Annotated in this window: 10 protein-coding genes and 1 pseudogene; 2 read left to right on the forward strand and 9 right to left on the reverse strand. The window is 71.0% G+C overall.

The genetic code is table 11. The features are described from left to right. Position 1 precedes the first annotated feature (1 nt). The gene (mshC, locus tag EDD90_RS42110) at positions 2-1231 is read left to right on the forward strand and encodes a cysteine--1-D-myo-inosityl 2-amino-2-deoxy-alpha-D-glucopyranoside ligase (protein ID WP_123978343.1); all 1230 of its coding nucleotides are present in this window, start codon (positions 2-4) and stop codon (positions 1229-1231) included. Between the two features lie 137 nt (positions 1232-1368). On the opposite strand, the gene EDD90_RS42115 is transcribed toward mshC, so the two are convergent. The 9 genes and pseudogenes from EDD90_RS42115 to EDD90_RS42160 form a co-directional block, all read right to left on the reverse strand. Then, the gene (locus EDD90_RS42115) at positions 1369-2397 is read right to left on the reverse strand and encodes a PAC2 family protein (RefSeq protein ID WP_123978344.1); all 1029 of its coding nucleotides are present in this window, start codon (positions 2395-2397) and stop codon (positions 1369-1371) included. A 162-nt stretch (positions 2398-2559) separates the two neighbouring features. Then, positions 2560-3231: a FadR/GntR family transcriptional regulator gene (locus EDD90_RS42120; protein ID WP_123978345.1), complete on the reverse strand. Its 672-nt coding sequence runs from the start codon at positions 3229-3231 to the stop codon at positions 2560-2562. A 42-nt stretch (positions 3232-3273) separates the two neighbouring features. Next, the gene (locus EDD90_RS42125; protein WP_123978346.1) at positions 3274-4587 is read right to left on the reverse strand and encodes an amidohydrolase; all 1314 of its coding nucleotides are present in this window, start codon (positions 4585-4587) and stop codon (positions 3274-3276) included. After that, positions 4584-5336 carry a nucleoside phosphorylase gene (locus EDD90_RS42130; RefSeq protein WP_123978347.1) on the reverse strand — a complete coding sequence of 251 codons (753 nt, stop codon included), beginning with the start codon at positions 5334-5336 and terminating at the stop codon, positions 4584-4586. The genes EDD90_RS42125 and EDD90_RS42130 overlap by 4 nt, the downstream gene beginning before the upstream one ends. Next, positions 5333-6139: pseudogene (locus EDD90_RS42135) on the reverse strand (ABC transporter permease); the annotation flags it as partial. The pseudogene EDD90_RS42135 and the gene EDD90_RS42130, both read right to left, overlap by 4 nt. Positions 6140-6424: 285 nt before the next feature. Then, positions 6425-8041, reverse strand: a complete 1617-nt coding sequence (locus EDD90_RS42145) for a glycerol-3-phosphate dehydrogenase/oxidase (RefSeq protein ID WP_123978348.1) — start codon at positions 8039-8041, stop codon at positions 6425-6427. Positions 8042-8085: 44 nt separating this feature from the next. Continuing rightward, positions 8086-9627, reverse strand: coding sequence for a glycerol kinase GlpK (glpK, locus tag EDD90_RS42150; RefSeq protein WP_123978349.1), 1542 nt, complete (start codon positions 9625-9627; stop codon positions 8086-8088). A gap of 76 nt (positions 9628-9703) precedes the next feature. Next, entirely contained in the window at positions 9704-10498 is a 795-nt protein-coding gene (locus tag EDD90_RS42155; RefSeq protein ID WP_123978350.1) for an MIP/aquaporin family protein, read from the reverse strand. Between the two features lie 397 nt (positions 10499-10895). Then, on the reverse strand, positions 10896-11660 hold the full coding sequence (locus EDD90_RS42160; RefSeq protein WP_123978351.1) for an IclR family transcriptional regulator: 765 nt from the start codon (positions 11658-11660) through the stop codon (positions 10896-10898). Between the two features lie 361 nt (positions 11661-12021). Here EDD90_RS42160 and metH point away from each other — a divergent pair, with 361 nt between their 5' ends. Further along, a complete protein-coding gene (gene metH, locus EDD90_RS42165; RefSeq protein WP_123978352.1) occupies positions 12022-15537 on the forward strand; it encodes a methionine synthase in 3516 nt (1171 codons plus the stop codon). Positions 15538-15608: the final 71 nt, after the last annotated feature.

A 15608-nucleotide genomic window follows, 5' to 3' on the forward strand; every position in this document is an offset into this window, starting at 1 on the left:
CATGCATGCCTGGCCCGCTTCCGAGGTCCCCGCCCTGCCTGGTCAGGGCCGCGACCTGAGGATCCACGACACCGCGACCGGTGGTCTGGTCACCCTTGACCCCGGTCCCGTCGCCCGTATCTATGTCTGCGGCATCACGCCGTACGACGCGACCCACATGGGTCACGCGGCGACCTACAACGCGTTCGACCTGGTTCAGCGCGTGTGGCTCGACACCAAGCGGCAGGTGCACTATGTCCAGAACGTGACGGACGTCGACGACCCGCTGCTCGAACGCGCGGAGCGCGACGGCGTCGACTGGGTCGCCCTGGCCGAGCAGGAGACCACCCTCTTCCGCGAGGACATGACCGCCCTCAGGATGCTGCCGCCGCAGCACTACATAGGCGCGGTCGAGGCGATACCCGGCATCGTGCCGCTGGTGGAGCGGCTGCGCGACCTCGGCGCCGCCTACGAGCTCGAGGGCGACATCTACTTCTCCGTCGAGGCCGACCCCCACTTCGGCAAGGTCTCGGGCCTCGACGCGGCCGCCATGCGGCTGCTCTCCGCCGAGCGCGGCGGCGACCCGGACCGCCCGGGCAAGAAGAACCCGCTCGACCCGATGCTCTGGATGGCCGCCCGCGAGGGCGAGCCCAGCTGGGACGGCGGCTCCCTCGGCCGCGGCCGGCCGGGCTGGCACATCGAGTGCGTGGCCATCGCCCTCGACCATCTCGGCATGACCTTCGACGTCCAGGGCGGCGGCTCCGACCTGGCCTTCCCGCACCACGAGATGGGCGCCTCGCACGCCCAGGTGCTCACCGGCGAGTTCCCGATGGCCAAGGCGTACGTGCACGCCGGTATGGTCGGCCTCGACGGCGAGAAGATGTCCAAGTCCAGGGGCAACCTGGTCTTCGTCTCGCAGCTGCGCCGCGACGGCGTGGACCCGGCCGCGATCCGCCTGGCCCTCCTCTCCCACCACTACCGCTCCGACTGGGAGTGGACCGACCAGGTGCTGCGGGACGCCGAGGATCGCCTCGCCCGCTGGCGCGCGGCGGTCTCCCGCCCCGACGGCCCGCCGGCCGAGTCCCTGGTGGAGGAGATCCGCCAGGCCCTCAGCAACGACCTGGACGCGCCCGCCGCGCTGGCGGCCGTCGACCGCTGGGCGGCGCTGCAGCAGGACCAGGGCGGCACGGACACGGGCGCACCCGGGGTCGTGTCACGAGCGGTGGACGCCCTGCTGGGCGTGGCCCTCTAAGCGAACGGCAGCACCCGCGCCCCGTCTTTCAGGGGCGCGGGGAACTGCGCGCTCAGCCCCCACCGGCGCGAGGCCGGCAATCTACGGTCGGCCCCCGACAGACAGGGGCGGTACGCACTGTGCGTACCGCCCCTGTCTCAGTCCTCGGAGGTGTCCTCGCCGTCCGAATCCGGGTCCTCGGTGTCCCCGACGTCCCCGGCATTCCCGGGCGCGTCCGGCTTCGGCGGCCGCGGCGGCCGTGCCTTGCCGCCCGGGTTCCCCGGGCTGTCCCGCAGATACGACGCGCTGTCGCTGCCGTCCGCGGTGGCGTGCCCGCCCGGCGGGCTGACGTCCCGGCGCCGCAGATACCGCTCGAACTCACGGGCGATCGCCTCGCCGGACGCCTCCGGCAGCTCGGCGGTGTCCCGGGCCTCCTCCAGCGTCTGAACGTACTCGGCGACCTCGTTGTCCTCCGCGGCCAGCTGGTCCACCCCGACCTGCCAGGCGCGCGCGTCCTCGGGCAGCTCGCCCAGCGGGATCCGCAGGTCGAGCAGGTCCTCCAGGCGGTTGAGCAGGGCCAGCGTGGCCTTCGGGTTGGGCGGCTGGGAGACGTAGTGCGGCACCGCCGCCCACAGCGAGACCGCCGGAACGCCCGCGTGCGTGCACGCCTCCTGGAGGACGCCGACGATCCCGGTCGGACCCTCGTACTTGGTCTCCTCCAGGTCCATCCGCTGGGCCAGGTCGGAGTCGGACGTGACCCCGCTGACCGGCACCGGACGTGTGTGCGGGGTGTCACCGAGCAGTGCGCCCAGGACGACCACCAGCTCGACGCCCAGCTCATGGGCGAAGCCGAGCAGCTCGTTGCAGAACGAGCGCCAGCGCATGGACGGCTCGATGCCTCTGACCAGTACCAGGTCGCGCGGCTTCTCGCCGCCGACCCGGACCACCGACAGCCGTGTGGTCGGCCAGGTGATCTTGCGCACGCCGGCGTCCATCCACACCGTGGGGCGGTTCACCTGGAAGTCGTAGTAGTCCTCGGCGTCGAGCGCCGCGAACACCTCGCCCTTCCACTCCCGCTCCAGGTGCGCGACCGCGGTGGAGGCGGCGTCGCCGGCATCGTTCCAGCCCTCGAACGCGGCCACCATGACTGGGTCGATCAGCTCGGGAACCCCCTCCAGCTCGATCACCCAGTGCCTCCTTCCGACGTGCCCTCGCGTACGCCCCAACCTTACGGCGTCCAACGGGGGCGCCCGCAGCCCCCTTGCACGGGGGAGTGAACGGATCACTGCCCCGTTCGCCACCCTCGAACACCCCGCTTCGCGGAGGAACCGCGCCCGGCAGCAAGGGCTTCACAGGCTGCTGCGCAGCCACTGCTCCACGCTCGCGATGTGCACGGTCGCCCAGGAACGGGCCGCCTCCGCGTCCCGGTCGCGCAGTGCGGCCAGGATCGCCCGGTGCTCGCGCAGGGTGCGGGCGACCGCGTCCTCCTGGGTCAGTCCGCGCCAGATCCGGGCCCGGGTGGTCGGTCCGGACAGCCCGTCAAGAAGCGAGCAGAGCACCGAGTTCCCCGAGCTCTGCACGATCCCCCGGTGGAACTCCAGGTCGCAGGCGACCAGTTCCTCCACCGAGGGCTCCGCGCCCAGTGCGTCCAGCTGGGCCGCCAGCGCGTCCAGTTGCTGCTCGCTGATCCGGGACGCGGCCATCGCGGTCGCGGCCGGCTCCAGGATCCGGCGTACCGCCAGGAACTCCAGGACCGTGTCGTCGCGGTGGAAGTCGACGACGAAGCTCATCGCCTCCAGGAGCAACTGCGGGTCCAGACTGGTGACATACGTGCCGTCGCCCTGCCGGACGTCCAGGATCCGGATCAGCGACAGGGCCCGCACCGCCTCCCTGAGCGAGTTGCGGGACAGGCCCAGTTCGGCGGCGAGTTCGCTCTCCTTGGGCAACCGGTCACCGGGGCGCAGCGCACCGGAGACGATCATGTCCTTGATCTTCTCGATCGCCTCATCGGTGACTGCCATACCGGCCTCCCTGTCGCTCAGACATCCGATGTCTCAGCCACATTATGCGACCCGATCAGGACATGAGAGGTCTTCGATGCCGGCGAGGACGGCCCGCTCGTCCAGCGTGAGCAGTTCCCGCCCGCGCATCAGCACCCGCCCGTCGACCACGGTGTCCCGCACGTCCGCCGAGTGCGCCGCGTACGCGAGCGTCGACCAGGGATCGTGCGGCGGCCGCAGATGCGGCGCGTCCAGATCGACCACGATCAGGTCCGCCCGCTTGCCGACCTCCAGCGACCCCAGCCGGTCGCCGAGCCCGAGCGCCCGCGCACCCCCGATCGTCGCCATCCGTACGGCCTGCTCCGCGCCGACCGCCGTGGGGTCGCCGCCCGCCTTGTGTACCAGCGCCGCCTGCCGAACCGCCCCCAGCACGTCGAGCGAGTTGGAGCTGACCGCCCCGTCCGTGCCGAGCCCCACGGTGACACCGGCGCCGAGCAGCCGGGGCACCGGCGCGATCCCGCAGCCCAGCTTGAGATTCGACACCGGACAGTGGGCGACCGCCGTACCCGAGCGGGCGATGGCCGCGATCTCCGGGCCGGTCAGATCGACGGCGTGCGCGAGCAGCACATCCGGGCCCAGCAGCCCGAGCGAGTCCAGCAACTCCACCGGCCGCTTGCCGTGCTTGACCTCGACGGTGGCCACCTCGGTGGCGTTCTCGGCCGCGTGGATGTGCACCAGCGCACCGAACTCCCGGGCCAGCGCGAACACTTCGGTCAGCTGGGCGGGGGAGAGGGTGTAAGCGGAGTGCGCGAAGACCACCGGCCGCCGGCCGGGACCCGCGTCCCCGCGCGCCTCCAGGTCCCGCCGGGCCCACGCCAGCCGCTCCTCGTACCCGAGCCCGTCCGGCGGCTGCGGCACGTCCATGAAGGTCGGCCCGCTGTGCAGCCGCCAGCCCGCCTCCCGGGCCGCCGCCTCGGCCGCCTCGTGGAACCAGTACATGTCCAGCGCCGAGGTGACCCCGGCCCGTACGCTCTCCGCGACCGCCAGCCGCACCCCCGCCGCCACGTTCCCCGGCGCCAGCAGCTCGGCCTCCCAGGCCAGTACCTTCTCCAGGAAGCCCTGGAGGGTCACGTCGTCGGCACGGCCGCGCAGCAGGGTCATGGCGAGGTGCGTGTGCGCGTTGACGAACCCGGGACGGACCAGACAGCCCTCGGCGTCGATCGTCTCGCGTGCGGTGTACCGCCCGGCGAGCTCCGCGGCCGCCCCCACCGCCACGATCTCACCCTCGTGCACGGCGACGGCCCCGTCCCGTACGACGGTCGAGGCGTCGTCGACGGTGAGCACGTCCCCGCCCCGCACCAACAGGTCGATGCTCACGCCTCGTTCCCCTCCGCCAGCATCCGCAGCGCCTCCAGCGACACCACCGCACCGCGCTCGACACCGGCCGCGACGACGTCCCGGTGCGGGTCGTACCCGCCGGTCCCCTCCTCGTCGACCAGTTCGTCGGCGTTGACCCCGTCCACGACCAGTACCCCGCCCGCGACCAGGCCGCGCAGCGACGCCGTCACCAGCAGCGCGGACAACTCCATCTCGATCGCGGCCAGTCCGGCCCCCTGGTACGAGAACAGCGGCAGCAGCCCCGGCTGGAAGGCCGCCCGTGTCCACACCACGCCCCGGTGATGCGGGGCGCCCGACTCGCGCGCGGCCCGCTGCAGCGCGAACACCACCTCCGGGGCGGAGTACGCCGGGTACTCCGGCGGCAGCAACTGCTGCGTCACCCCGTCGTCCCGCACCGCCGCCTCCGCGATGACCAGGTCGCCGTCCGCGATCCCCGGCTTCATCGCCCCCGCGGTACCGAACCGCACAAAGGTGCGCACCCCGGCATCGGCCAGCTCCTGGAACAGCAGGACCGCCCCCGGCGCCCCCACCCCGTGCGAGGCCACCGTCACCGGCAGCCCCTTCCAACTCCCGCTGAACACCCGGTACTCGCGGTGGTACGACACCTCCTCCGCGCCGTCGAGCAGCCCGGCCACCGCCGCCGCCCGCGCCGGGTCCCCGACCACGAGCGCGTGCGCCGGCAGCCCCGTGCGCGGTATTCGGGTGATGGGCAGCAGATCCTGGGTCATGCGGCAACTCCGGGAGAAGGGGTACGGGGACGGCGGCGGGCCGTCGAGAGGGAGAGGGCACCGAGCGTCACCACGTACGGCGCGGCACCGGTCGCCTGCTGCGGCAGACCGAGGTCCTGAAGACGGAAACCGGCCGCCTCGGCGAGCCCGAACAACAGCGCGGCGAGCAGCACACCGAGCGGCGCGGCGCGGCCGAGCGGCACGGCCACGACGGCGATCCCACCGCGCCCCGCCGTCATGTTCTCGGAGAACAACGTGACGTTCCCGAGGGCGAGTTGGGCCCCGGCCAGTCCACGCAGCACACCGGAGACCAGCACGGCCCCGTACCGGTACATCACCGGGCTCACGCCGAGCGAGGCCGCCGCGTCCGGGGCCTCGCCGACCCCGCGCAGCCTGAGCCCCCACACATGCCGGGACAGCGGCAGCGCGGCCACGGCGACCAGCACGAACGCCAGATAGGCGAGCGGCGTGAAACCGCCGACGAGCGGCAGCCCAGCCAGGGTCGGATCGTCGAAGGTGCCCTGCACACCGAAGACCGTACGCAACAGAAAAATCGTCAGACCCACCGCCAGCAGGTTCATCGCGATGCCCAGCACCACCGCGTCCCCCTTCAGCGTCACCGCACCCACCGCCAGGATCAGCGAGTAGGCGGCCGCGGCCAGGGCGGCGGCCAGCACCCCCAGCCACGCGCTGCCGGTGAACCAGCTCGTCGCCACCGAGGTGAAGCAGCCGAGCAGCATCATGCCTGCGAGGCCGATGGTGAACACCCCCGCCCGCTCGCACAGGGCACCGCCCAGCGCGGCCGGACCTCACGACCCTGCCGGAGCCGGCCCCGGCGTCCCGGCGGGCCCTGCTGCTCGGGCGCGAACTGACCGTGCGCCGTGCCGAGTTGACCACGCCCGGCGCGGTACGGGACCTGGCCGGCCAGCGGGACCGGCCGTCCCGTACAGATAGGCGAAGAGGCGGCTCCCTAGGGGATGGGAGCCGCCTCTTCCGTGCCCGCCCCCGGTACGGCGGGGCCGGGTCTTCAGCGGTTGCCGGGCCGGTCAGGGAGGACCCGGCAACCGCCTGCTTCTTCTGCTCGCCGGTTACTTCTTGTCGAGCAGGTCCTGGACCTTGGCCCTGACGTCGTCCGTGGCCAGGCCGCGGATGGTCAGGGTGGTGCGGCGGCGCAGCACGTCGTCCGCGGTCTCGGCCCACTCGTGGTCGCGGGCCCAGACGACCTGCGCCCAGATCTCCGGGGCGTCCGGGTGGACGCGCTCGGCCAGCTCCGGCTGCTCGTTGGCGATCCGGGCGATGTCGAAGGCCAGCGAACCGTAGTGGGTGGCCAGGTGCCTGGCGGTGTCGGCGGCCATCCGCGGGCCGGGCGCCGGGTTGTCCACCAGCAGGCGGTGGGCGACCGCACGGGGGTTGGCGACACCGGGCAGCGGGAGCTTCTTCGGCAGCGAGGCGATCGGCTCGAAGTCGTCGCCGAGCGGGTGGCCCGGCAGCGCCTCCAGCTTCTGCATCACGGTGCGGCCGATGTGCCGGAAGGTGGTCCACTTGCCGCCCGCGACGGACAGCATGCCGCCCCGGCCCTCGGTGACCACGGTCTCCCGCTTGGCCTTGGCGGTGCTGCCGGGGCCGCCCGGCAGCACGCGCAGGCCGGCGAAGGCGTAGGTGATCAGGTCGCGCTGGAGCTGCTGGTCCCGGACGGAGAACGCGGCCTCGTCCAGGATCTGGGCTATGTCCTTCTCGGTGACGGCGACATCCGCCGGGTCGCCCTCGTACTCCTCGTCGGTGGTGCCGAGCAGCAGCATGTCCTCCCAGGGGAGGGCGAAGGTGATCCGGTACTTGTCGATGGGGGTCGCCAGCGCGGCCTTCCACGGGGCGGTCCGCTTCAGCACCAGGTGCGCGCCCTTGGAGAGACGGATGGAGGGGGCCGCGTTCGGGTCCTCCATCTTGCGCAGGTGGTCGACCCAGGGGCCGGTGGCGTTGAGCACCAGGCGGGCGTTGACGCCGAACTCCTCGCCGGAGACGGCGTCCTTGAGGTCGGCGCCGGTGACCCGGCCCTTGGTGAAGCGCAGGCCGGTGACCTGGGCGTGGTTGAGGACGACCGCGCCCGCCTCGACGGCCGCGCGGACCGTCATCAGCGCCATGCGGGCGTCGTTCATCTGGTCGTCGCCGTACACCGCGACGGCCTTGAGGTTCTCGGTGCGCAGCTCGGGCACGTCCTGCGCGGCCTTCGCCGGGCTCAGCAGGTGCCCCACTCCGTCACCGAACGCGGAGAGCGCGGAGTAGGCGAACACGCCCGCCCCGAGCTTCGCGGCGCCGTGCGGCCCGCCCTTGTACACGGGGAGGTAGAACGTGAGCGGGTTCGCCAGGTGGGGGGCCACCTGGCGGGAGACCGCACGGCGCTCGAAGTGGTTCTCCGCGACCAGCTTCACCGCGCCGGTCTGCAGGTAGCGCAGACCGCCGTGGAGGAGCTTGGAGGACGCGGAGGAGGTGGCGCCGGCGAAGTCGCCGGCGTCGACCAGTGCCACCCGCAGCCCGGACTGCGCGGCGTGCCAGGCGGTGGAGATGCCCAGGATGCCGCCGCCGATCACGAGAAGGTCGTACGACGCCTTGGAGAGCTGCTCCCTGGTTTCGGCCCGGCTCGGGTTGGAGCCGGAGGCCGGGTGCGTCCCCAGGGCAGGCACGGACTGCAGGGTGGACTGACTGGTCATGTCGGGTTCTTACTCCTCGTCAGAGCTGGTGAGCTCTCTTCGGCTCAGCTCTCGTCGTCGTCGATCCAGCCCATGGTCCGGTCGACGGCCTTGAGCCAGTTCTTGTACTCACGGTCGCGGACGTCCGCGTCCATGCGGGGGGTCCACTCGGCGGCCCGGCGCCAGTTGGCGCGCAGTTCGTCGGTGCTGGACCAGAAGCCGACGGCGAGGCCGGCGGCGTAGGCGGCGCCGAGGCAGGTGGTCTCGGCGACCATCGGGCGCACCACGGGTGCGTCGAGGACGTCGGCGAGGGTCTGCATCAGCAGGTTGTTGGCGGTCATGCCACCGTCGACCTTGAGGGCCACCAGCTCGTCGCCGGAGTCCTTCACCATGGCGTCCGCGATCTCGCGGGTCTGCCAGGCGGTGGCCTCCAGGACGGCGCGGGCCAGGTGCGCCTTGGTGACGTACCGGGTCAGGCCGGCGATCACACCGCGGGCGTCGGAGCGCCAGTGCGGGGCGAACAGGCCGGAGAAGGCCGGCACGAAGTAGGCGCCGCCGTTGTCCTCGACCGAGAGCGCGAGCGTCTCGATCTCGGCCGCGGTGGAGATCAGGCCCATCTGGTCGCGCATCCACTGCACCAGCGAGCCGGTGACGGCGATCGAGCCCTCCAGCGCGAACACGGTCGGCTGGTCGCCGATCTTGTAGCCGACCGTGGTCAGCAGGCCCGCGTAGGAGTTGATGATCTTGTCACCGGTGTTCATCACCATGAAGGTGCCGGTGCCGTAGGTGGACTTGACCTCGCCCTCGGAGAAGCAGGTCTGGCCGAACAGGGCCGCCTGCTGGTCGCCGAGCGCGGAGGCGACCGGGATGCCGCCGAGCAGGTCGCCCAGCTTGCCGCCGGTGACCTCGCCGTAGACCTCGGCGGAGGAGCGGATCTCGGGCAGGATCTGCAGCGGCACGCCGATGGATTCGGCGATCTTCTCGTCCCACTGCGTGGTGTGCAGGTTCATGAGAAGGGTGCGGGAGGCGTTGGTCACGTCGGTGACGTGCTTGCCGCCGTTGACACCGCCGGTCAGGTTCCAGATGACCCAGGTGTCCATGGTGCCGAAGAGGATGTCGCCCGCCTCGGCGCGCTCCTTGAGGCCGTCGACGTTGTCGAGCAGCCAGCGGGCCTTGGGACCGGCGAAGTAGGAGGCGAGGGGGAGACCGGTCTCGCGGCGGAAGCGGTCCTGGCCGACGTTGCGCCCGAGCTCCTTGCAGAGGGCGTCGGTGCGGGTGTCCTGCCAGACGATCGCGTTGTGGACGGGCTCACCGGTGTTCTTGTCCCACAGCACGGTGGTCTCGCGCTGGTTGGTGATGCCGATGGCCTTGATGTCGTCACGGGTGATGCCGGCCTTCTGGATGGCACCGGCGACGACTTCCTGGACGTTGGTCCAGATCTCGTTGGCGTTGTGCTCGACCCAGCCCGGCTTGGGGAAGATCTGCTCGTGCTCCTTCTGGTCGACCGAGACGATCCGGCCGTCCTTGTCGAAGACGATGCAGCGGCTGGAGGTGGTGCCCTGGTCGATCGCGGCGATGAAGGGGCCTGCGGTGTGGGCGTCGGTCACTGTGTGCTCCTCGAAGTTCCGTGGTGTTGGGGCTGAACGTACGGCGCGAGTCGGCTTTTTCAGCGGAGGTTGCTGTTTAGGCGAAGGCGACGTTGTAGATGCCTGCGGCGATCGCGGCGCCGACCAGCGGGCCGACCACCGGGATCCAGGCGTAGCTCCAGTCGGAACCGCCCTTGTTGGGCAGGGGGAGGAGCGCGTGCACGATGCGCGGACCGAGGTCACGGGCCGGGTTGATCGCGTAGCCCGTCGGGCCGCCGAGCGACAGACCGATCGAGACGACCACCAGCGAGGTGATCAGCGCGCCGAGGGTGCCCAGGCCGTTGCCCTTGTCGTTCAGGCCCTGGGTGAGGACGGCGAGCACCAGCACGATGGTGCCGATGATCTCCGTGGCGAGGTTCTGCACCACGTTCCGGATCTCCGGACCGGTGGAGAAGATGCCCAGGACCGGCCCGGCGCCCTTCTCCTCGGCCTCGACGGCCTTGGCCGCCGTGGCCTGCGCACCCGGACCGCCGACGATCTCCTTGTCGGTGAGGTGCGCGTGGAACTGGCCGTAGTAGGCCACCCAGACCAGGGTGGCGCCGATCATGGCGCCCAGCAGCTGACCGCCCCAGTACTCGGGGAGCGTGCTGTAGTCGTGGTTCTTGATCGCGAGTGCGAGGGAGACGGCCGGGTTCAGGTGGGCGCCCGAGAGGGGCGCCGAGGTGTAAACGGCCGTCAGAACGGCGAAACCCCACCCGAAGGTGATGGCGAGCCAACCGGCGTTACGGGCCTTGGAGGCCTTGAGCGTAACGGCAGCGCAGACGCCACCGCCGAGCAGGATGAGTATGGCGGTACCGATGGTCTCGCCGATGAAGATGTCGGAGCTGGACACCCGCGACTCCTTTGTCCTTCGTCCAGGGGACCGAACCCCGGGTCCCTCCGGGAGTTCGAGCTGCCCTCGGGGGTGAGAGCGATGCCGGCCCTTGGCGTTGTCACACTCTAGCGCGTATTGCCGGTAGGTGTTCGACAATGCCGACCGATGGACGGGAGTCTTGCTCCGGCGTTACGCGTGCGTCAAGGGTTCTGTTATCGAAAGTGCGATCGTTATTGATTGCTGTGGGATATCGATCTTTGTCCGGGTCGCACCCGGCCGGGCCGAGGCCCGGGGGCCGCTCTCGCTCCTGGGGTCCTGAACTGCGGTTTTATCCCGCTTTGTTCATCTCAGGGTACGGCTGAGGCCGGTTCGCCGACATGCGAACCGGCCTCGGTCGTCGATCAGCGGCGAGGGGTCAGAACCGCCCCGCGCCCAGGTCCCGCGACACCGCGCGGGCACAGTCGCGCACCGCGGCGATCAGCTCGGGCCGCAGTTCCCCGTCCCGGCACAGCCGCTCCACCGCGCCCGTGATGCCCACCGCGCCCACCGGCATACGGCGCCGGTCGTGGATGGGCGCCGCGACGGAGGCCACGCCCTCCCAGGTCTCCTCCACATCGGCCGCGTACCCACGCGCGCGCGTGATGTCGAGGATGTTCTCGAAGGCGTCCTGGTCGCAGGTCGTGCGGTCGGTGAAGGGCTTGCGGTCGGCCTCCAGGGCCTCGCTGTGCGCGACCGGGTCGTAGGCCGACAGCACCTTGCCCAGGGCCGTGGAGTGCAGGGGTTGCATCGCCCCGATCTCCAGCACCTGCCGGCTGTCGTCGGGCCGGAAGACGTGGTGCACGATCAGCACGCCCTGTTGATGGAGAACGCCCAGGTAGACGCTCTCCCCGCTGGAGCGGGCCAGGTCGTCCGTCCACACCAGCGCCCGCGCCCGCAGCTCGTGGACGTCCAGATAGGTGGTGCCGAGCCGGAGCAGCTCGGCGCCCAGCTGGTACCGCCCGGAGGCGTCGTCCTGTTCGACGAACCCCTCCTGCTGCAGGGTGCGCAGTATGCCGTGGGCGGTGCCCTTGGCGAGACCCAGTGACGAGGCGATGTCGGACAGGCCGAGCCGTCGCTCGCCGCCCGCGAGCAGCCGCAGCATCGCGGCCGCCCGTTCGAGCGACTGGATGTTCCGTGCCATCGCCGTTCTGCCTCCGTCCCTACGACCCTCGCCGTCACGGCCGCCATAACCACCGTTCGGCAATGTCGAACACTACCGGTCCATGTCGACTCTCCGCTAATGGTCGGTCGACACCTGTTACATCACGCGTGGCCCAACCTTGGTCACCCGGCCACACTCGTCCGCCCCGCACCATGGCCGGTACGCGACCAGGAAGCCAGAGCCCGCGACATACTCCCCCACCAGCCGACTCACTCGTCCGCCACATGGACGCCCTGCCCATCCAAGCCCACACCCGGTTAGGCTGACGCAGTGCGTCCCGGTCCGGGCCCGCCCGGGGGGACCGCATAGCCGACAGCCGTCGCATCCAAGGGAGCCCTTCATGGCCTCGTCGCCGCCGTCCCCTTCCACCGACAGCCGGACCCGCGTGTCCGCGCTCCGAGAGGCACTCGCCACCCGTGTGGTGGTCGCCGACGGAGCCATGGGCACCATGCTGCAGGCGCAGGACCCCACCCTGGAGGACTTCGAGAACCTCGAGGGCTGCAACGAGATCCTCAACATCACCCGCCCCGACATCGTCCGCTCCGTCCACGAGGCGTACTTCGCCGTGGGCGTCGACTGTGTCGAGACCAACACCTTCGGGGCCAACACCGCGGCCATGGCGGAGTACGACATCGCCGACCGCGTCCACGAACTGTCCGAGGCCGGCGCCCGCATCGCCCGCGAGGTCGCCGACGAGCACACCGCCGCCGACGGCCGGCAGCGCTGGGTGCTCGGCTCCATCGGCCCCGGCACCAAGCTGCCCACCCTCGGCCATGTGCCGTACGTCACCATCCGTGACGGCTTCCAGCAGAACGCCGAGGGTCTGCTCACCGGCGGCGCCGACGCACTGATCGTCGAGACCACCCAGGACCTCCTGCAGACCAAGGCCTCCGTCCTCGGCGCCCGCCGCGCCATGGAAGCCCTCGGCACCGAGGTCCCGCTCCTGGTCTCCATGGCCTTCGAGACCACCGGCACCATGCTCCTCGGCTCCGAGATCGGCGCCGCGCTCACCGCGCTGGAGCCGCTCGGCATCGACATGATCGGCCTGAACTGCTCGACCGGCCCCGCCGAGATGAGCGAACACCTGCGCTACCTCACCCGGCACTCCCGCATCCCGCTGCTGTGCATGCCGAACGCCGGTCTGCCGGTCCTCACCAAGGACGGCGCCCACTTCCCGCTCGGCCCCGAGGGCCTGGCCGAGGCCCAGGACAACTTCGTCCGCGACTACGGCCTCTCCCTCATCGGCGGCTGCTGCGGCACCACCCCCGAGCACCTGCGCCAGGTCGTCGAGAAGGTCCGGGGCGTCACCCCGCCCGAGCGCAGCCCGCGCCCCGAGCCCGGCGCCGCCTCCCTCTACCAGACGGTCCCGTTCCGCCAGGACACCTCCTACCTGGCCATCGGCGAGCGCACCAACGCCAACGGTTCCAAGAAGTTCCGCGAGGCCATGCTGGCCGCCCGCTGGGACGATTGTGTGGAGATGGCCCGCGAGCAGATCCGCGAGGGCGCCCACATGCTCGACCTCTGCGTGGACTACGTCGGCCGCGACGGCGTCGCCGACATGGAGGAACTGGCCGGCCGCTTCGCCACCGCCTCCACCCTGCCGATCGTCCTCGACTCCACCGAGGTCGACGTCATCCAGGCCGGCCTGGAGAAGCTCGGCGGCCGCGCGGTCATCAACTCCGTCAACTACGAGGACGGCGACGGCCCCGAGTCCCGCTTCGCCAAGGTCACCAAGCTGGCCCGCGAGCACGGCGCCGCCCTGATCGCGCTGACCATCGACGAACAGGGCCAGGCCCGCACCCCCGAGCACAAGGTCGCCATCGCCGAACGGCTCATCGACGACCTGACCGGGAACTGGGGCATCCACGAGTCAGACATCCTCATCGACACCCTGACCTTCACCATCTGTACCGGCCAGGAGGAGTCCCGCAAGGACGGCATCGCCACCATCGAGGCGATCCGCGAACTCAAGCGCCGCCACCCGGACGTCCAGACCACCCTCGGCCTGTCCAACATCTCCTTCGGCCTCAACCCGGCCGCCCGCATCCTGCTGAACTCCGTCTTCCTCGACGAATGCGTCAAGGCCGGCCTGGACTCGGCGATCGTGCACGCCAGCAAGATCCTGCCGATCGCCCGCTTCAGCGAGGAAGAGGTGCAGACCGCCCTCGACCTCATCCACGACCGCCGCGCCGAGGGCTACGACCCCCTGCAGAAGCTCATGCAGCTCTTCGAGGGTGCCACCGCCAAGTCCCTCAAGGCCGGCAAGGCCGAGGAGCTGGCCGCCCTTCCGCTGGAGGAGCGCCTCAAGCGCCGCATCATCGACGGCGAGAAGAACGGCCTGGAGGCCGACCTCGACGAGGCGCTGACCACCCGCGCCGCCCTGGACATCGTCAACGAGACCCTCCTGGACGGCATGAAGGTCGTCGGCGAGCTGTTCGGCTCCGGCCAGATGCAGCTGCCGTTCGTCCTGCAGTCCGCCGAGGTCATGAAGGCCGCCGTCGCCCACCTCGAACCGCACATGGAGAAGTCCGACGCCGAGGGCAAGGGCACCATCGTCCTCGCCACCGTCCGCGGCGACGTCCACGACATCGGCAAGAACCTCGTCGACATCATCCTGTCCAACAACGGCTACAACGTCGTCAACCTGGGCATCAAGCAGCCCGTCTCCGCGATCCTGGAGGCCGCCGACGAGCACCGGGCCGACGTCATCGGCATGTCCGGCCTGCTGGTCAAGTCCACGGTGATCATGAAGGAGAACCTGGAGGAGCTCAACCAGCGCGGCCTCGCGGCCTCCTACCCGGTCATCCTCGGCGGCGCCGCCCTCACCCGCGCCTATGTCGAGCAGGACCTGCACGAGCTCTACGAGGGCGAGGTCCGCTACGCCCGCGACGCCTTCGAGGGCCTGCGCCTGATGGACGCCCTCATCGGCGTCAAGCGCGGGGTGCCCGGCGCCGTCCTGCCGGAGCTGAAGCAGCGCCGGGTGCGGCCGGCCGCCACCGCCGAGGTCGAGGAACGGCCCGAGGAAGGCCATGTCCGCTCCGACGTCGCCGTCGACAACCCGGTGCCCACCCCGCCGTTCTGGGACAGCCGCGTCATCAAGGGCATCCAGCTCAAGGAGTACGCCGGCTGGCTCGACGAGGGCGCCCTCTTCAAGGGCCAGTGGGGCCTCAAGCAGGCCCGCACCGGCGAGGGACCGTCGTACGAGGAACTCGTCGAGACCGACGGCCGCCCCCGGCTGCGCGGCCTGCTCGACCAGCTCCAGACCGAGAACCTGCTGGAAGCGGCCGTGGTCTACGGCTACTTCCCGTGCGTCTCCAAGGACGACGACCTGATCATCCTGGACGAACAGGGCAACGAACGCACCCGGTTCACCTTCCCCCGCCAGCGCCGCGGCCGCCGGCTGTGCCTCGCCGACTTCTTCCGCCCGGAGGAGTCGGGGGAGACGGACGTGGTCGGCCTCCAGGTCGTCACCGTCGGCTCCCGCATCGGCGAGCAGACCGCCAAGCTCTTCGAGGCCAACGCCTACCGCGACTACCTGGAACTGCACGGCCTGTCCGTCCAGCTCGCCGAGGCCCTCGCCGAGTACTGGCACGCGCGCGTGCGCTCCGAGCTGGGCTTCGCCGGCGAGGACCCGGCCGATGTCGAGGACATGTTCGCCCTGAAGTACCGGGGCGCCCGCTTCTCCCTCGGCTACGGCGCCTGCCCCGACCTGGAGGACCGTGCCAAGATCGCCGACCTGCTCCGGCCCGAGCGGATCGGCGTCCACCTCTCCGAGGAGTTCCAGCTCCACCCCGAGCAGTCCACCGACGCGATCGTGATCCACCACCCGGAGGCGAAGTACTTCAACGCACGCTGAGCCCCGCCACGACCCGAGACGTGTCCCACACGGCACACTGATCGGATAAGTCGTACACTGGTCGGTCCACA

This window comes from Streptomyces sp. Ag109_O5-1 (genome assembly GCF_003814875.1).
GTDB classification, from domain to species: Bacteria; Actinomycetota; Actinomycetes; order Streptomycetales; family Streptomycetaceae; genus Streptomyces; species Streptomyces sasae.